Origin of the sequence: Pantoea sp. PNA 03-3, from assembly GCF_003201175.1 — a bacterium.
GTDB classification, from domain to species: Bacteria; Pseudomonadota; Gammaproteobacteria; order Enterobacterales; family Enterobacteriaceae; genus Pantoea; species Pantoea stewartii.
The window spans coordinates 432,998-451,473 of the sequence record NZ_QICO01000003.1 but is presented as its reverse complement, the minus strand read 5'-3'; the positions used below and the strand labels follow the sequence as shown (position 1 = coordinate 451,473).

The 18,476-nt window shown below is 53.4% G+C and carries 16 protein-coding genes and 1 riboswitch; of the genes, 9 read left to right on the top strand and 7 right to left on the bottom strand.

Features of this window, described 5'->3' with window-relative positions; genetic code table 11:
- Positions 1-33: 33 nt before the first annotated feature.
- Positions 34-130, bottom strand: a riboswitch (TPP riboswitch).
- 300 nt (positions 131-430) lie between these two features.
- Complete coding sequence (locus C7433_RS11865; protein ID WP_006119907.1) at positions 431-628, top strand: hypothetical protein; 198 nt, start codon at positions 431-433, stop codon at positions 626-628.
- A gap of 91 nt (positions 629-719) precedes the next feature.
- Positions 720-1,679 carry an AEC family transporter gene (locus tag C7433_RS11860; protein ID WP_110268216.1) on the top strand — a complete coding sequence of 320 codons (960 nt, stop codon included), beginning with the start codon at positions 720-722 and terminating at the stop codon, positions 1,677-1,679.
- Positions 1,680-1,726: 47 nt separating this feature from the next.
- Here C7433_RS11860 and ahpF read toward each other — a convergent pair whose 3' ends face one another.
- Both ahpF and ahpC read right to left on the bottom strand, forming a co-directional pair.
- Positions 1,727-3,295, bottom strand: a complete 1,569-nt coding sequence (ahpF, locus tag C7433_RS11855; protein ID WP_039338149.1) for an alkyl hydroperoxide reductase subunit F — start codon at positions 3,293-3,295, stop codon at positions 1,727-1,729.
- Between the two features lie 72 nt (positions 3,296-3,367).
- Positions 3,368-3,931, bottom strand: coding sequence for an alkyl hydroperoxide reductase subunit C (gene ahpC / locus C7433_RS11850; RefSeq protein WP_033740540.1), 564 nt, complete (start codon positions 3,929-3,931; stop codon positions 3,368-3,370).
- A gap of 335 nt (positions 3,932-4,266) precedes the next feature.
- Between ahpC and C7433_RS11845 the strand changes: the two genes are divergently transcribed.
- Complete coding sequence (locus C7433_RS11845; RefSeq protein WP_039338150.1) at positions 4,267-4,722, top strand: GNAT family N-acetyltransferase; 456 nt, start codon at positions 4,267-4,269, stop codon at positions 4,720-4,722.
- Here the strand turns inward: C7433_RS11845 and apbC are convergent.
- Positions 4,719-5,831 carry an iron-sulfur cluster carrier protein ApbC gene (apbC, locus tag C7433_RS11840; RefSeq protein WP_033740543.1) on the bottom strand — a complete coding sequence of 371 codons (1,113 nt, stop codon included), beginning with the start codon at positions 5,829-5,831 and terminating at the stop codon, positions 4,719-4,721. The genes C7433_RS11845 and apbC overlap by 4 nt on opposite strands.
- Before the next feature lie 173 nt (positions 5,832-6,004).
- On the opposite strand from apbC, the gene metG reads away from it, so the two are divergent.
- The 6 genes from metG to sanA all read left to right on the top strand — a co-directional run bounded on the left by metG (position 6,005) and on the right by sanA (position 12,957).
- On the top strand, positions 6,005-8,038 hold the full coding sequence (metG, locus tag C7433_RS11835) for a methionine--tRNA ligase (protein ID WP_110268215.1): 2,034 nt from the start codon (positions 6,005-6,007) through the stop codon (positions 8,036-8,038).
- Between the two features lie 115 nt (positions 8,039-8,153).
- Positions 8,154-8,546 carry a CidA/LrgA family protein gene (locus C7433_RS11830; protein WP_033740547.1) on the top strand — a complete coding sequence of 131 codons (393 nt, stop codon included), beginning with the start codon at positions 8,154-8,156 and terminating at the stop codon, positions 8,544-8,546.
- Positions 8,539-9,231, top strand: coding sequence for a CidB/LrgB family autolysis modulator (locus C7433_RS11825; protein WP_033740549.1), 693 nt, complete (start codon positions 8,539-8,541; stop codon positions 9,229-9,231). Before C7433_RS11830 ends, C7433_RS11825 begins: the two co-directional genes overlap by 8 nt.
- 118 nt (positions 9,232-9,349) lie before the next feature.
- Complete coding sequence (gene cdd / locus C7433_RS11820) at positions 9,350-10,234, top strand: cytidine deaminase (protein WP_110268214.1); 885 nt, start codon at positions 9,350-9,352, stop codon at positions 10,232-10,234.
- Positions 10,235-10,404: 170 nt separating this feature from the next.
- Complete coding sequence (locus C7433_RS11815) at positions 10,405-12,102, top strand: NAD-dependent malic enzyme (protein ID WP_006119924.1); 1,698 nt, start codon at positions 10,405-10,407, stop codon at positions 12,100-12,102.
- Positions 12,103-12,237: 135 nt separating this feature from the next.
- A complete protein-coding gene (gene sanA / locus C7433_RS11810; RefSeq protein ID WP_006119925.1) occupies positions 12,238-12,957 on the top strand; it encodes an outer membrane permeability protein SanA in 720 nt (239 codons plus the stop codon).
- Positions 12,958-13,453: 496 nt separating this feature from the next.
- Here sanA and mglC read toward each other — a convergent pair whose 3' ends face one another.
- The 4 genes from mglC to galS form a co-directional block, all read right to left on the bottom strand.
- Positions 13,454-14,464 carry a galactose/methyl galactoside ABC transporter permease MglC gene (gene mglC, locus C7433_RS11805; RefSeq protein ID WP_006119926.1) on the bottom strand — a complete coding sequence of 337 codons (1,011 nt, stop codon included), beginning with the start codon at positions 14,462-14,464 and terminating at the stop codon, positions 13,454-13,456.
- 19 nt (positions 14,465-14,483) lie between these two features.
- The gene (mglA, locus tag C7433_RS11800) at positions 14,484-16,004 is read right to left on the bottom strand and encodes a galactose/methyl galactoside ABC transporter ATP-binding protein MglA (RefSeq protein WP_006119927.1); all 1,521 of its coding nucleotides are present in this window, start codon (positions 16,002-16,004) and stop codon (positions 14,484-14,486) included.
- Positions 16,005-16,074: 70 nt separating this feature from the next.
- A complete protein-coding gene (gene mglB, locus C7433_RS11795) occupies positions 16,075-17,070 on the bottom strand; it encodes a galactose/glucose ABC transporter substrate-binding protein MglB (protein WP_033740552.1) in 996 nt (331 codons plus the stop codon).
- Positions 17,071-17,382: 312 nt separating this feature from the next.
- A complete protein-coding gene (gene galS, locus C7433_RS11790) occupies positions 17,383-18,423 on the bottom strand; it encodes an HTH-type transcriptional regulator GalS (RefSeq protein WP_110268213.1) in 1,041 nt (346 codons plus the stop codon).
- Between the last annotated feature and the right edge of the window lie 53 nt (positions 18,424-18,476).

Genomic DNA, 18,476 nt, shown 5'->3' with positions numbered 1-18,476 from the left:
AGAACTCCCAACCGGCGGACAAGAAGGCGAATGCGGTCAGGCATCAGACTTCCCTACGCTGGCATTATCCAGATCAGGTAATACGGGTTTTTCTCAGCCTTCACAAAGAAGGGCACCCCGAGTCGTGTTACGCAGAGAAGAATAAGTAAGCCCCTAAATTTAAGCAAGGTGCTTATTCTTTTTTCAACCTGGCGGGCGAGACTTTTACATGATCCCGATCAACTCCCCACCGCACGAAAAAAGGCTTAATGCTGCGGGCTTAAAATTTGCACGTCAGAGCAGTAAAGGTATTTACGCAAGTAAATTATATCCTTCACCATTATCAGAATGCCCAGCAATAACAAACACCTGCCTACAACATCGCAACAATAAATCTTCATATCACGTAGTTAAAAATTACCAGAACACTTCATACTTGACAGGAAGCATGATGCGATTTTTAGCGCTTATCCCTCATCGTCACCGATGGACTGACATCACCATTACCCGTCAGGGTGCCCTTTCTCCTTCTGGCCGACACTATTATTCCACTTATCTTTCTGCCCGTTGTCAGCGTTGCGATGCGGTTATCCATCGGGTGTATTATCGCGATATCAGTGATGACCAGGCGCGCCGCTGGCTGGGGTAAATTCGCGGGTCGGGTACACGTTTTGCCAGGTTACGCGGCCGACGCAATTTGGTAGTCTTGCCCTTACTGAGTCACTGGACTGCTTACGCTTATGCCCTTCCTGCTGGATACATTAGGACACCAGATTTACCTGTCAGCCCCGCTGTTTATTCTTATTTTCCTGGGTTATTGCCTGACGAAATGGGGCAAATGGCCGCTGAGCATCAGCGAAGGCATGAACCGGTTTGTCTTTAACGTTGCCCTGCCCTGCATGCTGTTTCGCATCATGAGTGACTTTTACAACAGTCCCGCAGTCGATGTGCGCCTGCTTCTGGCATTCTTTGGCAGTTGTCTGCTGGTGTTTATCGTGGGCCGAATCCTTGCCTCGCGTCTGTTTCATCTGGGTGGCGTGGCCGGCTCGGTCTTTGCCCTGGGCGGGGTCTTTTCAAATAACGTTATGCTGGGCATTCCGGTCGCTACCGTCCTGCTGGGCCCCGGTGCCTTGCCATCGGTTGCGCTGGTGCTGGTATTTAACAGTCTGATCCTCTGGACATTACTCACCGTCTCGGTGGAATGGTCGAAACAGGGCAGTTTTTCCCTTCAGGGCTTTAAGCGCACCTTGATTAGCGTGCTCAGGAATCCGTTAATTATTGGCATCTTATCAGGTACCGCCTGGAGCCTGTTGCAGCGGCCGCTTCCCGCCATCGCCGCTGAACCGCTGCGCATGCTGGCGTCCATCGCCGCACCCTTATCGTTGGTCACACTCGGCATGAGCCTGGCGCACTACCGGGTGCGGGAAGGCTTGAAAGAGAGTTACACGATTTGTGCGTTGAAACTGATTCTGCAGCCGCTGTGTGTCTGGGCGATCGCCTGGCTGACGGGTCTGCCTGCGCTGGAAAGTAAAGTGGTGGTGCTGCTGGGGTCGATGGCGGTCGGTGTGAATGTTTACCTGATGTCGCAGAAATTTAACGTGATTACCGGCCCCACGGCCGCCAGTATGCTGCTTTCCACCCTTTTTGCCGCGATAACCACGCCGCTGTGGATGATGTTAATGACGCTGGCCGGATATTAAAAAGCCCTGTAACACAGATTACAGGGCTGGCTTTTGCACCGAAAAACTTAGTGTGCAGGTTGGGTGCGAATCAGGTAATCAAAAGCGCTCAGCGAGGCTTTTGCCCCTTCACCGCTGGCAATGATGATTTGCTTGTAAGGCACCGTGGTGCAGTCGCCTGCTGCGAAAACGCCTTTCAGGCTGGTTTCGCATTTTGCATCGATGATGATTTCACCCATCTTGTTGCGCTCAACCGCCCCTTCCAGCCAGGTGGTGTTAGGGAGCAGGCCAATCTGAACAAAAATGCCTGACAGCGCCAGTTCATGGGTTGTCTGGTTGGTGCGATCCAGATATTGCAGGCCGGTAACTTTGCTGCCGTCGCCTTTCACTTCGGTGGTTTGTGCATTCAGGATCACATCCACGTTTTTCAGACTGCGCAGTTTGTCCTGCAGCACTTTGTCTGCACGCATTTCGCTGGCGAATTCCAGCAATGTGACGTGTTCAACAATACCAGCCAGATCGATAGCCGCTTCCACGCCGGAGTTACCGCCACCGATGACGGCAGTGCGTTTACCTTTGAACAGCGGACCGTCACAGTGCGGGCAATAGGTCACACCTTTAGTACGGTACTGCTCTTCCCCCGGCACGCCCATGTTGCGCCAGCGCGCGCCGGTCGCCAGGATGATGCTACGGGATTTCAGTACGGCACCTGACGCCGTTTCAATGGCGTGCAGGCCGCCTTTCGCCGCAGACGGAATCAGTTTAATCGCGCTCTGACTGTCAATCACATCAACACTGTAATCGTCAACGTGGGCACGCAGTGCGCCAGCCAGTTTGGCCCCTTCCGTTTTCTGCACGGAAATATAGTTTTCGATATCAACGGTATCCAGTACCTGTCCGCCGAAACGCTCACCCATCAGGGCGGTGCGGATGCCTTTACGGGCAGAATAGATGGCGGCCGCTGCGCCAGCGGGACCGCTGCCAATAATCAGCACATCATAGGCTTCGCGTTTATTCAGCGCTTCTGCTGCGCGCTTGTCAGCATTGGTGTCGACTTTACTGACGATCTCCGCCAGGCTCATGCGGCCCTGACCAAACTCTTTGCCGTTCAGGAAAACCGCCGGCACGCCCATGACATTCCGTTCCTGAATTTCGTTCTGGAACAGGCCACCGTCAATCGCGGTGTGGCTGATGCGTGGGTTCAGGACCGCCATCAGGTTCAGAGCCTGTACCACATCCGGACAGTTGTGGCAGGACAGCGAATAATAGGTTTCGAAATGGAAATCCCCATCCAGCGCCGCAATCTGATCAAGCAGATTTTGTGCTTCTTTGGACGGGTGCCCACCGGTCTGTAACAGCGCCAGCACCAGTGAGGTAAATTCATGACCCAGCGGCGAACCCGCAAAACGTGGGCCGTGATCCGCACCAGGGTTAGTGATTAAAAATGAGGGTTTACGCACCTGACGATCGTTCTCTTCACGAAAGCTGACCTTGTCAGACAGGCTCGCGATATCGACCAACAGATTGCGAATCTCGGTTGATTTTGCGCCATCATCCAGCGTTGCAATCAACTCCACAGGCTTGGTGAGTTTCTCAAGATAAGCTTTGAGCTGCGTTTTTAAATTGGTATCAAGCATAGTGAGTTCCTGGTCAAAAAATCGGGTGCCGAAGCACCCGATGAGAAAATGATCGACGTTGCGATGCGGAAATTAGATTTTGCCAACCAGGTCCAGCGAAGGCGCCAGAGTCGCATCACCTTCTTTCCATTTGGCCGGGCACACTTCACCAGGGTGAGAAGCCACGTACTGCGCCGCTTTCACTTTGCGCAGCAGGTCAGATGCATCACGGCCAATACCTTCAGCGGTGATTTCTACGGCCTGGATAACACCCTGTGGGTCAACGATGAATGTACCACGGTCAGCCAGACCTTCGTCTTCGCGCATGATGTCGAAGTTGCGGGTCAGCGCGCCAGTTGGGTCACCGATCATCGCATATTTGATTTTTGCGATGGTGTCAGAAGAGCCGTGCCAGGCTTTGTGGGTAAAGTGGGTATCAGTAGACACTGAGTAGATGTCCACGCCCAGTTTCTGGAACTCTTCATAGTGATCCGCGACGTCGCCCAGTTCGGTTGGGCAAACAAAGGTGAAGTCAGCCGGATAAAAGAAGAAAACACTCCATTTACCTTCAACGTCTTTCTCGGTTACTTCGATAAACTGGCCGTCTTTAAATGCACTGTTTTTGAACGGCTTAATTTTGGTGTTGATAATGGACATGTGATGGCCTCCTTTAAAATATGTGATGCAGCTTACAAATTTTCCGGGCCAACATCTAATAAGCCCTCGTTATCAATAAAATAAACGAAAGCTATCAAACGCCGATCGCGTTGATCGTTAAGGGAAAAAACCGCTTTTCTTACCTTCATTTACCCGCAAAAAGATATATTGCGTGCTTCCAGGCAATAACCCCTGTGCGTTAACTGAAGGCCGTTTGCTGTTTTCCCATAAGGCACCGTCGGGCAGTGTACAAGGAAAGTGATGACATTTGTTCTGCTTTTACTTTTTTGAGAATCCCTGCCAGGGTTGTTAAAAGATGTTTAACGGAGCTTGATGTGCATATTCGATTATTTACAGAGGCCGACCGTCCTTTCCTGCGGACGTTGTTTCTGGCGGCCCGTCGGCATAACTGGGACTGGATCGCCAACGATGACTGGCAGCTGGAAGACTTCGATCAGGTGATACTCGGCGAAACCGTTTTAGTGGCTGAGCTGGACGGGCATCGGGCAGGATTCGCGGGTCTGATGGAAAACGATAATTTCTTACACAGCCTGTATGTGGATCCTGATTATCAGGGGCGCGGCGTGGGCAGTGCACTGCTTGAGGCCGTCCAGTCACGCTTTACATCAACCGGCGCGCTGAAGTGTCTGCAAATGAACAAGGCCGCCCAGACGTTTTACCTGCAACATGGCTGGAAAGTGATTTCCCAGGGTGAAAGCGAGCAAGGCGGCTATCTGTTAATGCATTATCCCCAGGCGTCGCACTATGAGAGCGACGCGCAGAAAGGTTAAAGCGCGCGGAAGGCGATATCGCCGGGAATCACCTCGCCCTGCCAGTAAAGCTGGGCGGCCACACGTCCGGCGAGCTGACGGTACAGCATCGCAAATTCACTGTCCGGCCGACGAATCACCGTTGGCTCGCCATCATCCAGATCTTCACGCAGATGAATATGCAGGGGAAGCTGTGCCAGCAGCCGCGTGCCATAGTCGTCCACCAGCCGTTGCGCCCCGCCGGTACCAAAAATTGGCTCATGGTGACCGCACTGGCTGCAGACGTGGATACTCATGTTCTCCACCACGCCCAGCACCGGGACGTTAACCTTTTCGAACATGACCATGCCTTTGCGTGCATCGATGAGCGCGATGTCCTGTGGCGTAGTGACCACCAGCGCACCGGTGACGGGCACACTCTGCGCGAGCGTTAACTGGATATCTCCGGTTCCTGGCGGCATATCCAGCACCAGATAATCCAGGTCGGGCCACTGGGTTTCGGTAAGTAACTGCATCAGCGCTTTGCTGGCCATAGGGCCGCGCCACACCATCGCGTTATCGTCGGTCACCAGATAGCCGATGGAATTGGTTGCCAGACCATGGGACATGATCGGCGCCATATGGGTGCCGTCAGGCGAGGTCGGGCGCTCTTTTTCACAGCCCAGCATGTTGGGCACGGACGGGCCATAAATATCGGCATCCAGAATGCCCACACGTGCGCCTTCAGCCAGTAAAGCCAGCGCCATATTAACTGCGGTACTCGATTTGCCCACGCCGCCTTTACCGGAGCTGACCGCGATAATGTTCTTCACGCCGTTAACACCAGGGTGATTTTTCACGCGTTTCAACGTAGCAATCTCGTGACTTAACCGCCAGTCGATGGCCTGCGCGCCGCTCAGACGCAGTAGCTCAGCGCTGGTGTCTGCTTTTAAGGTCTCAAACGCGCTGTGCCAGGCAAAAGGCATCCGCAGTTCAATATGCAACGTCCCATCCAGCAGCGCCACATGATGCAGCGCCTTCAGGGTAATAAGATTACGTTGCAGCGTCGGATGCTCAAAGCTGTTCAGAACGCCGGCCACCACGGCGCGTAAGGCTTCTGGTGTATGTGGTTCCCGGGATTGCGCTGTCATCCCCACTCCTTTTCTGCTGTGCTTATGCTGTTTTTCAACGATGTAGTAACAATACTATCAGATGCCGATCGTTTCACGGGCCGCGCGGCGGGAAATCCCTTATGTTTACGCGGCTGTGCCCATCGGTTACCATCTAAGCCCGTTTTTTTACTTAACTGAAAGCTACGCAAACTATGACTCAAGTCGCAAAAAAAATTCTGGTAACCTGCGCCCTGCCTTACGCTAACGGCTCAATTCATCTCGGCCACATGCTCGAGCATATCCAGGCGGACATTTGGGTGCGTTATCAGCGAATGCGTGGCAATCAGATTTACTTCATCTGCGCCGATGACGCCCACGGCACGCCGATCATGCTGAAGGCTCAGCAGTTGGGCATTGCGCCGGAACAGATGATTGCTGAAATGAAACACGAGCACGAAACAGATTTTGCCGGTTTTAACATCAGCTATGATAACTATCACTCAACGCACGGCGACGAGAACCGTGAGCTGGCCGGGCTCATCTATGGTCGCCTGAAAGAGAACGGTTTCATTAAGAACCGCACGATTTCTCAGCTGTACGATCCGGAAAAAGGCATGTTCCTGCCTGACCGTTTCGTGAAAGGCACCTGCCCGAAATGTAAAGCGCCTGACCAGTACGGCGACAATTGCGAGGTGTGCAGCGCGACCTACAGCCCGACCGAACTGATCGATCCGAAATCTGTGGTGTCCGGTGCAACCCCTGTGCTGCGTGATTCCGAGCACTTCTTCTTTGACCTGCCGTCGTTCAGCGAAATGCTGCGCGCCTGGACGCGTTCTGGCGCCCTGCAGGAGCAGGTCGCCAATAAAATGCAGGAGTGGTTCGAATCCGGTCTGCAACAGTGGGATATCTCCCGTGATGCGCCGTACTTTGGCTTCGAAATTCCTGGCGCGCCGGGCAAATACTTCTACGTCTGGCTGGATGCGCCCATCGGCTATATGGGCGCGTTTAAGAACCTGTGTGACAAACGCGGCGACATCAGTTTTGACGAATTCTGGCAGCAGGATTCCACCACAGAGCTGTACCACTTCATTGGTAAAGACATCGTCTACTTCCACAGCCTGTTCTGGCCTGCCATGCTGGAAGGCAGCGGCTTCCGCAAACCCAACAACCTGTTTGTGCATGGCTATGTGACCGTAAATGGCGCAAAAATGTCGAAATCGCGCGGAACCTTTATCAAAGCCAGTACCTGGTTACAGCATCTGGATGCCGACAGCCTGCGCTATTACTATGCGGCCAAGCTTTCTTCGCGTATTGATGACATCGACCTGAATCTGGAAGATTTTGTTCAGCGCGTCAACGCCGACATTGTGAACAAAGTGGTCAACCTGGCATCACGTAATGCCGGTTTTATCACCAAACGCTTTGACGGCAAGCTGTCCGCAGAACTGGCCGACCCGGCGCTTTATCAAACCTTCCTGGACGCATCCGAAAAAATTGGCGAGGCCTGGGCAAGCCGTGAATTTGGCCGGGCGATTCGTGAAATTATGGCGCTGGCCGATCTGGCCAACCGTTATGTTGACGAGCAGGCACCGTGGGTGGTGGCGAAGCAGGAAGGCCGTGATGCCGATCTGCAGGCTATTTGCTCCATGGGCATTAACCTGTTCCGTGTGCTGATGACCTGGCTGAAGCCTGTGCTGCCGTCGCTGAGCGAGCGAGCCGAAGCTTTCCTGAACAGTGAACTCAGCTGGGACGCTATTCAGCAGCCGCTGCTCGACCATCAGGTTGCGCCGTTTAAAGCCCTGTATGGTCGCATTGAGATGGCGAAAGTCGAGGGCCTGATTGAAGCGTCGAAAGCCGACGCGGCTGAAGCCAGTAAACCGACGGTCAGCGGCCCACTGGCGGATGCGCCGATTGGCGATACCATCACGATTGATGACTTTGCCAAAGTTGATATGCGCGTGGCACTGATTGAGAAAGCGGAACTGGTGGACGGCTCAGACAAACTGCTGCGTCTGGAGTTGGATCTGGGCGGCGAGAAGCGCCAGATTTTCTCTGGTATCCGTGCAGCCTATCCTGACCCGGCCGTACTCGTTGGCAAAATGACCATTATCGTGGCGAACCTGGCACCACGTAAAATGCGCTTTGGCGTCTCGGAAGGCATGGTGCTGTCTGCGGGGCCGGGCGGCAAAGACCTGTTCGTGTTGTCTGTCGACAGTGGCGCAGTGCCGGGTATGCCCGTTAAATAAGGCGTTCGCCCTTCCTGCATCTGATGGCAGGAAGGGCCGTTCTGCCTTACGCTGACAGCTGGCACGCCAGACCGTCAGTGCGTAGGATCACGCTCGTTGGAAACAGGAGCCTGTCATGCACACCGTGCTAGCGATAAGTTGGCGTTATCTGCGCGCTTTTACCCTTCTCTATCTCTGTTTATATGCCGGAAACGGCGTAGCAAGGTTGCTGCCCATTACGCTGCCCGGCAGCATTATTGGCATGCTGATTTTGTTTACCCTGCTCGCGTCTCAAATCGTGCCGGTCCACTGGGTTAAGCCCGGTTGTCATCTTATCATTCGCTATATGGCGCTGCTGTTCGTTCCCATCAGTGTGGGCGTCATGAATTACACCGATCTGCTGACCGCGCAGTTTGGCCCTATCGTGGTCTCGTGTCTTGTCAGTACCTTCGCTGTCCTGAGCATCGTGGGGTTAAGCGCCCACAAGCTGCATTCGCGCGCGCCGACGAAAGAGGTGAAGGATGAGTGATATCTGGTGGTCATTGCCCCTGACGCTGGGCGCATTTTTCCTGGCGCGCAGACTGGCTGCCGCGCTGAAGATTGCCCTGCTGAACCCCTTGCTGGTTTCGATGGCGATCATCATTCCCATCCTGCTGTTACTGCAACTGCCCTATACACGTTACTTTGCCGGAAGCCAGGTGCTTAATGACCTGCTACAGCCCGCCGTGGTCGCACTGGCGCTGCCGCTGTATGAGCAGATGCATCAAATTCGCGCCCGCTGGAAATCCATTATCGGCGTATGCCTGATCGGCAGCCTGACGGCAATGACCTCCGGCACAGCGATCGCCCTGTGGATGGGGGCAACGCCGGAAATCGCCGCCACGATTTTACCTAAATCCGTCACCACACCGATCGCGATGGCAGTATCCGGCTCTCTGCACGGCATTCCCGCTATCAGTGCGATTTGTGTGCTGATAGCCGGTGTGCTCGGTGCGGTATTTGGCCATATGGTGCTGAATCTGTTGGGCGTGAAAAGTAAAGCAGCACGCGGTCTGGCGATTGGTAATGCGTCCCATGCGCTGGGAACCGCCCGGGCGGCGGAACTGGACTTCCAGGAAGGGGCATTTAGTTCGCTGGCACTGGTGATCTGCGGCATCGTAACGTCGTTACTGGCACCCTTTGTTTTTCCGCTGCTACTGCACTGGTTTGGCTAAAACTTTGGGAGAGATCTCGCAAAGTTGAAAACTCTAAGACACGTTGCATTGTCAGAGCGACAGAGATCACATATAAACCGATGTCTGGCACATTGCCTGAAGATTGAATGAGGCTTCCATGCATCCACGTTTCCACTCTGCCTTTGAATTACTGCCGGCTCCCCTGCAAACCGCGCTTCGTCCGGTGCTGAGTGAGCCGGGATTTGACGCGATGCTGCGGGCCGATCAGGTCACCCTCCTGCAACAGCAAACCCAACTGGATGCGGACGCCCTCGCCCTGGCGCTGCTTCCGGTCGCGGCGGCCTGCGCGGTCGCCTCGCTGTCCCGTTTCAACGTCGGTGCCATTGCACGCGGGATAAGCGGTAACTGGTATTTCGGTGCCAATATGGAGTTTGCCGGTGCCACCATGCAGCAAACCGTGCATGCAGAACAAAGCGCCGTTACGCACGCCTGGCTGCGCGGCGAAGCGCGCCTGGAGACCATCACCGTCAACTACACGCCGTGCGGGCATTGCCGCCAGTTCATGAATGAACTTAACAGCGGCACGGCGATTCGTATCAGCCTGCCCCAGCGCCCGGTGCAGACGTTAGCGCACTATCTGCCTGACGCTTTCGGTCCTGGCGACCTGCACATCACCGAACGGCTGATGGATAAGGTGGATCATGGCTTTGTTGTCACGGGCGATGCGCTGTCGCAGGCGGCCATTGACGCGGCCAACCAGAGTCATGCCCCTTACAGCCGCGCGTTCAGTGGCGTTGCAGTGCAAACCGCCTCAGGCCGTATTTTTAGCGGTCGCTATGCGGAAAATGCGGCCTTCAATCCCAGCCTGCCTCCGCTTCAGGCCGCACTGATTTTGCTGAATATGGCCGGCGAATCCTGCGAGGCGATTCAGGTAGCAGCGCTGGCCCAGCCCCGACAGCCTGCGTTAGATCAGTATTCAGCGACGCAGGCAACACTGCGCGCGCTGGGCTGCGACAACCTTAACGTTATCGAGCTGGCGTAAAGCGTAATGCGGGGCACGGTTTTAAACAGTTTCTAAATCTTTTATTTACAAAAGCTGTACATCCGCGAGAAATTTCATAGGATCTGACGCCAGGCCTTCTTTATCAAAATAAACTGGCGTCCTCTACCCTCTTATTGCGCCAGGAACACTCGCAACCGGAGCATTACTGCATGGAACTCGAATACGAAAGTAAACGCCCGCTCTATATTCCCTACGCTGGCCCTATTCTGCTGGAATTTCCCCTGCTGAATAAGGGCAGCGCCTTCAGCATCGAAGAGCGTAACGAATTCAATCTCAACGGCTTACTGCCCGAAGCGGTCGAAACCATTGAAGAGCAGGCGAAACGCGCATGGCGTCAGTTTCAGGACTTCAAAAATAATAACGACAAGCACGTCTACCTGCGCAATATTCAGGACACCAACGAAACCCTGTTCTACCGTCTGCTGGACAATCATCTTGAAGAGATGATGCCAATTATTTATACGCCAACCGTCGGCGCAGCCTGCGAACACTTCTCTGAAATTTATCGCCGCGCCCGCGGTGTGTTCATCTCATATCCCAACCGTGAACACATCGAAGACATGCTGCAAAACGCCACCAAACAGAACGTTAAAGTCATCGTGGTGACCGACGGTGAGCGTATTCTGGGCCTGGGTGACCAGGGCATCGGCGGCATGGGTATTCCGATTGGTAAACTGTCGCTGTATACCGCGTGCGGCGGCATCAGTCCGGCTTACACCTTACCGGTGGTGCTGGATGTCGGTACCAATAACCAGCAACTGCTGAACGATCCGCTTTATATGGGCTGGCGTCACCCACGTATCACCGGTGAAGAGTACGATGAATTCGTTAATGAATTTATCCAGGCCGTGAAACGCCGCTGGCCGAAAGTGCTGCTGCAGTTTGAAGACTTTGCGCAGAAAAACGCAATGCCGCTGCTGGAGCGCTATCGCGATGAAGTGTGCTGCTTCAACGATGATATTCAGGGCACCGCTGCTGTCACCGTGGGCACTCTGATTGCCGCCAGTCGTGCTGCCGGAAGCCGTTTGTGCGAACAAAAAGTGGTGTTCCTGGGGGCAGGTTCAGCCGGCTGCGGTATCGCAGAGCAAATCATTGCGCAGATGAAGTCGGAAGGTCTGAGCGATGAAGAGGCGCGTAGCCGCGTAATGATGGTCGACCGCTTTGGCCTGCTCACTGATAAGTTGCCTAACCTGCTCGATTTCCAGAGCAAGCTGGTGCAGAAAAGCGACAACCTCAAAGACTGGGATACGGCCAGTGATGCGATTTCGCTGCTGGACGTAGTGCGCAACGCCAAACCCGATATTCTGATTGGGGTTTCAGGCCAGCCCGGACTGTTCACCGAAGAGATCATCCGCGAGATGCACAAGCACTGCAAACGTCCTATTGTGATGCCGCTCTCTAACCCCACCTCGCGCGTTGAAGCCACGCCAGCGGATATTATCGCCTGGACCGATGGTGCTGCACTGGTCGCGACCGGGAGCCCGTTCTCACCGGTTTCATGGAACGGTAAAACCTATCCGATCGCGCAGTGTAACAACTCCTATATCTTCCCGGGCATCGGTTTAGGGGTGATTGCCTCGGGTGCATCACGCGTAACCGATACCATGCTGATGACCGCCAGCCGCGCACTGGCAGACTGCTCGCCGCTGGTCAACGATGGTGAAGGGCCGGTACTGCCTGAAATCAAAGATATTCAGGGCGTGTCGAAAGTGATCGCAATGGAAGTAGGCAAAGCCGCGCAACTGGCGGGCGTTGCCGTGGTGACCTCGGAAGACGTGCTGTCACAGTCTATTTCGAATAACTTCTGGCTGCCGCAATACCGTCATTACCGCCGTACCTCGATCTAAAAAGGTCTGCGCTGGATCATCCTCTGATCCAGCGCTGCTTAAAATAGCACCAGCCAGACGGGGTAAACTTGCTTCGCGAGGGTTGCTCAAGTAGCCTTGTCCCACCAAAACCTCTCATCTCGAGTGCTCAGGCGCATGTTGAAACGCGTTTTCATTGCTCTGCTTTTCATCATCTTAACGATGGTGGCGACGGCGCTTGGCCTGGATCGCTGGATAAGCTGGAAAACCGCCCCCTATATTTACGACAATCTGGCCTCACTGCCCCATCGTCAGGTCGGTGTTGTGCTGGGTACGGCAAAATATTACCGCACCGGGGTGATTAATCAGTACTACCTCTACCGGATGCAGGGCGCGCTTAACGCCTATAACAGCGGCAAGATTAACTATTTACTGCTGAGCGGAGACAATGCGCAGCAGAGCTATAACGAACCCATGACCATGCGGCGCGATTTAATCAAAGGTGGCGTCGACCCGGCAGATATCGTACTGGATTACGCAGGCTTTCGGACGCTGGACTCCATTGTCCGCACGCGCAAGGTATTCGATACCAACGATTTTATTATCATCACCCAGCGCTTCCACTGTGAGCGGGCACTGTTTATCGCCCTGCACCTTGGCATTCAGGCTCAGTGCTACGCTGTGCCCTCGCCGAAAAATATGCTGACAGTGCGCATGCGTGAAGTCGGTGCACGTCTTGGCGCGCTGGTAGATTTGTACCTCCTCAAGCGTGAACCGCGCTTTCTCGGGCCTCTGGTGCCCATTCCCGCCGTACATGATGTGCCGGAGGATGCGCAAAGCTATCCTGCTGTCACCCCTGAGCAACTGCTGGAACTGGAACAAAAACGCCATCAGTAAGCCGCCTTTGTCTGGCTGACATCCCGCTCACCCTGGCGTGAAGAGAGACTGTGAGAACGGATGATAACGCCGGCGCGGCAGGCTCCGCCTTTCTGACAGGAGTGCATCGCCGACGCGTAGCATCCTTGCTATGGCGAAACAAGGCTTAGCGCGGGACTTTGCGATGGCGTCAGGGCTTATCACGCATCGTCACCAAGGATGGCGGTCAGCCCAGCGCGGCGGATTCGCTGCTTTTTTATCTTACTGACCTGCTGACCTGCTGACCTGCTGACCTGCTGACCTGCTGACCTGCTGACCTGCTGACTCAGGATTTTGCGTCCACAGGACAGCTTTCTGTTCCTGATTAAAGTCAATTCGAACACGCATTCTCATAGCGGGCATCCTGCTGGCTCGCCGTGAATCCGCGTTCTTTCCTGCTTCCGGGCGCACGCTGGCAGCTTCCGTGCCAAAAAAAAGCGGCCCGCAGGCCGCTTAGCTTACATGATGACTTCTGCCGTTATTTTTTACGTGCGTACTTCAGCGAGTCGAGCGCCACAGCAAAAATAATGATGCCGCCCTTGATGATGTACTGCCAGTACGGGTTAATGCCGATGTAGGTCAAGCCGTAGTTGATGACGGTGAAGATCAACACACCGGTCACGACACCGGCCACCGTCCCCACACCACCGGCAAAAGACACACCACCGACGACGCAGGCCGCGATAGCATCCAGCTCGTACATAAAGCCAAGGTTGTTCGTTGCCGAGCCGATACGGCCCGCTTCCAGCATGCCGCCGAAAGCATAGAACACGCCTGAAAGGGCATAAATCAGAATCAGGTTCAGGTTGACGTTTACGCCGGAGACTTTTGCCGCTTCCGGGTTACCGCCGATGGCAAAAATGTTTTTACCGAAACGCGTTTTGTTCCACAGAATCCAGACGAACACGATCGCAATCACCGCATAGAAGGTGATGTAGGACAGCTTAAAATCCCCGAAACGCAGGAAGCCTTGCGTAAAGGTTGAGAAGCCGTCATAGAAGCCTGCAATCGGTGATGCGCCTACGAAGTCGTAATACAGCGAGTTGATACCGTAAACGATAATCATGGTACCCAACGTAGTGATAAACGGCGTCACTTTCAGGTAAGCAATGATCACGCCGTTCACCAGGCCAATAACGGCACCAATCGCACAAACAATCAGGATCACCACAGGAATCGGTACGGTTTCCAGATGGGGAAACACTTTGTTTGGGTTATCCATAGCCTGCAGCAGCGAAGCGGCCACGATAGCGGCGAGGCCAACCTGACGACCGGCTGACAGGTCTGTCCCCTGGGTCACAATCAGTCCCGCAACGCCCAGCGCGATGATAATACGCACCGAGGATTGGGTCAGAATGTTACTCAGATTCATTAAACTTAAGAACGTCGGATCCTGGAAAATAATAATCGCCAGCAGTACCAGTAGCACGACATAAATGCCACCCTCTTTCAGCCAGGTTAGCGCATTCTTTTTTGTAGTCGCTTTCATGTTAACAGCCCTTACTTCATTAAAGGTGTAATGACGCTAAACGCAATATTTCGTTCTGCGTAGTCGTTTTTGTATCAACAATGCCAGCGACCAGACCGTTACTCATGACCAGAATACGATCGGTGATGCCTAACAGCTCTGGCATTTCGGAAGAGATAATAATGATGCCCTTTTCTTTTTTTGCCAGCTCAGCCATCAGCTGGTAAATCTCGAATTTGGCCCCCACATCAATACCGCGAGTGGGTTCATCGAGCATCAATATTTCGGGCTGCGTCAGCAACCAGCGTCCAATAATCACCTTCTGTTGGTTACCACCTGAAAGCGAACCAATTTGGGTGTGGTGGCCTGGCGTTTTTACCCGCATGGAGTCGATAACCCATTGGGTATCACTCTTCATGCGCTTATTATCCAGCAGACCAATGTTGTTCTTATATTTTTTGATATTGGAGATGAGAGAATTAAAACCAATATCCAGAAACGCATAAATACCGGTAGAGCGACGTTCTTCCGTCACAAGAGCAAAGCCATGATTGATGGCTTCATTCGCCGTGTGATTATTAATCGTTTTACCGTGCAGTTTAATTGTGCCGCCCGATTTTTCGCGAATGCCAAACAGCGTTTCGACGATATCCGTACGTTTTGCACCGACCAACCCGGCAATACCGAGTATCTCCCCTTTGCGCAAATCAAACGAAATATCACGAATAGAAGGCTGACGCAGAGAGGTTAAATTGCGCACCTCAAGAATGGTTTCGCCCGGCACATTTACGCGATCCGGGAAGCGCTGGCTTAATGAACGCCCCACCATCATGGCGATGATCTTATCCATGTCCAGCCCTTCGAGCGGCTGGGTTGCAATCCACTGACCGTCACGCAGAACCGTAATTTCATCACACAACTGGAAGATCTCTTCCATTTTATGTGAAATATAAACAATGCCGCAGCCGCGATCTTTCAGCTTACGGATAATCGTGAACAGATGATTCACTTCTTTTTCCGTCAACGAGGATGTCGGTTCATCCATGATCACGATTTTGGCGTCATAAGAAAACGCTTTGGCAATCTCAATCATCTGCATTTGCGAGACGGAGAGATGCGCGACTTTGTCACGGGGATCGATGTTAATATCCAGCTCGTCAAAAATCGCTTTGGTATCACGGTACATTTTTTCCTGATCGACAAAGAAGCCTTTGCGTGGATAACGCCCAAGCCACATGTTGTCCATCACGGTACGCTGTAATACCAGGTTTAATTCCTGGTGAACCATTGACACGCCATTTTCCAGCGCCTCTTTGGAGCTTTTAAAATCTATTTCCTGCCCTTGAAAAAGAATACTTCCGGTATCTTTTTTGTAGATACCAAATAAACATTTTAACAACGTTGATTTACCAGCGCCGTTCTCACCCATCAGTGCATGAACGGAGTGAGGCCGCACTTTTAAATTTACGTTGTCGAGAGCTTTAACGCCGGGAAATGATTTACTGACGTTGGTCATTTCCAGCAGATATTCGCGCTGCGCGGTCGTATTATCACTGGCCATAATTTACCTGGCTAAAAAACGGTGATGACATAAAAAAGGCGCAGCAGCCGCCGCGCCCGTTTGCACATAATTATTTCTGGAACTGAGACAGGTTTTCCTGATCAACCGGTACGTAGGGTACGCGTACGATCTTATCGACCATCTTGAAGTTGGTGCCTTCGGTGGCCGGTTTACCATCGGCAAGGTTCTTCGCCATATCGATGGTGGCTTTCGCCTGGTTTTCCGCATCGTTCAGCACCGTACCGGCCATCGCGCCAGATTTAACCAGCGCCAGCGCCTCAGGTAAGGCATCCACACCAAATACCGGTATAGAAGACATGTTGTGTGCCTTCAGCGCTTCAACAGCCCCCATCGCCATCGCATCGTTGTTCGCGATTACCACTTCGATTTTCTTGGCGTTAGGGCCTGACAGCCAGGCGTCCATTTTGTCTTTAGCCTGTGCGGTATCCCACATCGCCGTATCCATCGCTAACTGCTGGGTTTTCACACCATCTTTGTTCAGCGTATCGATAACATATTTGGTACGCGCTTCAGCATCAGGATGGCCTGGTTCGCCTTTCAGCAGCACATACTGGATCACACCGTCTTTGTTCAGATCCCAGGCCGGGGTTGCTTTCCAGTGCTTCTCAATCAGTTTGCCCTGAATCACGCCAGACTCTTTCGAATCGGTACCGACATAGTAGGCTTTATCGTAGCTGGCCAGCACTTTGGCGTTAGGTTCTTTGTTGAAGAACACAACCGGGATATCGTTCGCACGGGCTTTCTGTACCACGACGGCCGCTGCGGCCGGGTCGACCAGGTTGATGGCTAACGCTTTCACGCCTTTTGCCATCAGCACGTCAATTTGATCGTTTTGTTTTGACTGATCGTTCTGCGAGTCATTCATCAGCAGCTGGATGCCGCCCAGCGTTTTGGCTTCTTTCTCGATGTCTTTACGTACCATCGACATAAAGTTGTCGTCGTACTTATAAATAGTCACGCCGATACGCGTATCAGCGGCGTGGGCTACTGCACCAAACATCATGCTGGCAACCAGTGCTGTGAGCGTGAAAACCTTCTTATTCATGGTATCTCCGGTTTTTCTGTAGGGTCTTTTTATGTTCTGCTGCGTCAAGCCGCGGAAGAACATCGGGTAAGAATTATCCGGCGAGGCAAGATGCGCTCTAAATCAGACTGAGCCACTGCTGTGCCGTGCCAAACTCGACTTCCATGTAGGTCAATGCGTCCGTAAAGCGTGTGTTATAAGCCTGAACCAACGATGCTGTCGGTGCCCTCAACGGGAGAGTGGCGTTACATAATGTTTCAGTACTGTAAGACGTTGCCATCATAGTGATAGCAATGTTAATTAACTGTGAATACAATCACAGATTGAAAACGGTTACATCGCGGAATCGCCTGAATTAGTGACGGACTCCACACTTTGCTTTTGCGCGACGGAATGGCGGCGAACGAGGGTGGGCATAAAGATATGTTTCGCCGTAGTGTCAAGACAGCCTGCCGCGCCCTGCAGGGCCAGTTCAGTGGCAAGTTTTGCCATAGAAACAATAGGATAACGGACTGTGGTAAGTTGAGGATCGGTGTACCGCGAAACCGGAATATCATCGAAGCCGACGACGGAAAAATGGTGCGGCACCTGAATGCCATTGTCTTTCAGAGCGGTAAGGGCACCGGCCGCCATACCATCGTTATAGGCGAAAATGGCGCTGAGATTCAGATTGCGTCCCAGCAGTTCCACCATTGCGGCTTCGCCCCCTTGCATATCCGGCTCTGCGCTGGCTATCCAGCTTTCCTGTGGGCGGATTCCCTGCTCTGCCATCGCCTGTAACCAGCCTTCACGCCGTTGATCCACATCTTCAATGGGATGACTGGAACAGAGATAGCCGATGCGGGAATGCCCCTGTTGCAGCAGCATGCGTGAGGCCATTAAGGCCCCGGTCACATTATCCAGACTGACGCAACGGGCCTCATAACCCGGTATACTGCGGTTGATAACCACCATACCTGGCACCTGACTCATAAAGCCCGCCAGCTCTGCGTCTGAAAGCGTTTTCGCATGGACCACCAGCGCATTGCACCGTTGCCGTATCAACACTTCGATAGCGTGACGCTCTTTTTCTTCCTGATGCCAGGAGTTGCTGATCAGTACATGTTTCTGGACGCGCTGTGCCACGGTATCCACCGCTTTGACCAGCGCGCCAAAAAAGGGATCGGAGACATCCATGACGACGACGCCGATCGTATCGCTCACCTGGGTTGCCAGCGCCTGAGCATTGGCATTTGGGCGATAGCCCAGAGCGTCAACCGCCTGTAACACGACGTCACGTGTTTCAGCGGTGACCGCGCTGCTGTTATTTAGTACGCGCGAGACAGTCGCTACGGACACGCCCGCCTGACGCGCAACATCTCGAATGGTTATCATGCAGCACTTCCAGAGAAAAGGCATTACGCCGGTTATGGCACCGGCGCTATTCT

Coding starts and splice junctions, on each gene's coding strand:
- cdd (WP_110268214.1), top strand. CDS start 9,350: ATGCATCCACGTTTCCACTCTGCCTTTGAATTACTGCCGGCTCCCCTG.
- metG (WP_110268215.1), top strand. CDS start 6,005: ATGACTCAAGTCGCAAAAAAAATTCTGGTAACCTGCGCCCTGCCTTAC.
- C7433_RS11860 (WP_110268216.1), top strand. CDS start 720: ATGCCCTTCCTGCTGGATACATTAGGACACCAGATTTACCTGTCAGCC.
- mglC (WP_006119926.1), bottom strand. CDS start 14,464: ATGAAAGCGACTACAAAAAAGAATGCGCTAACCTGGCTGAAAGAGGGT.
- C7433_RS11865 (WP_006119907.1), top strand. CDS start 431: ATGCGATTTTTAGCGCTTATCCCTCATCGTCACCGATGGACTGACATC.
- mglB (WP_033740552.1), bottom strand. CDS start 17,070: ATGAATAAGAAGGTTTTCACGCTCACAGCACTGGTTGCCAGCATGATG.
- ahpF (WP_039338149.1), bottom strand. CDS start 3,295: ATGCTTGATACCAATTTAAAAACGCAGCTCAAAGCTTATCTTGAGAAA.
- galS (WP_110268213.1), bottom strand. CDS start 18,423: ATGATAACCATTCGAGATGTTGCGCGTCAGGCGGGCGTGTCCGTAGCG.
- C7433_RS11815 (WP_006119924.1), top strand. CDS start 10,405: ATGGAACTCGAATACGAAAGTAAACGCCCGCTCTATATTCCCTACGCT.
- ahpC (WP_033740540.1), bottom strand. CDS start 3,931: ATGTCCATTATCAACACCAAAATTAAGCCGTTCAAAAACAGTGCATTT.
- mglA (WP_006119927.1), bottom strand. CDS start 16,004: ATGGCCAGTGATAATACGACCGCGCAGCGCGAATATCTGCTGGAAATG.
- C7433_RS11825 (WP_033740549.1), top strand. CDS start 8,539: ATGAGTGATATCTGGTGGTCATTGCCCCTGACGCTGGGCGCATTTTTC.
- apbC (WP_033740543.1), bottom strand. CDS start 5,831: ATGACAGCGCAATCCCGGGAACCACATACACCAGAAGCCTTACGCGCC.
- sanA (WP_006119925.1), top strand. CDS start 12,238: ATGTTGAAACGCGTTTTCATTGCTCTGCTTTTCATCATCTTAACGATG.
- C7433_RS11830 (WP_033740547.1), top strand. CDS start 8,154: ATGCACACCGTGCTAGCGATAAGTTGGCGTTATCTGCGCGCTTTTACC.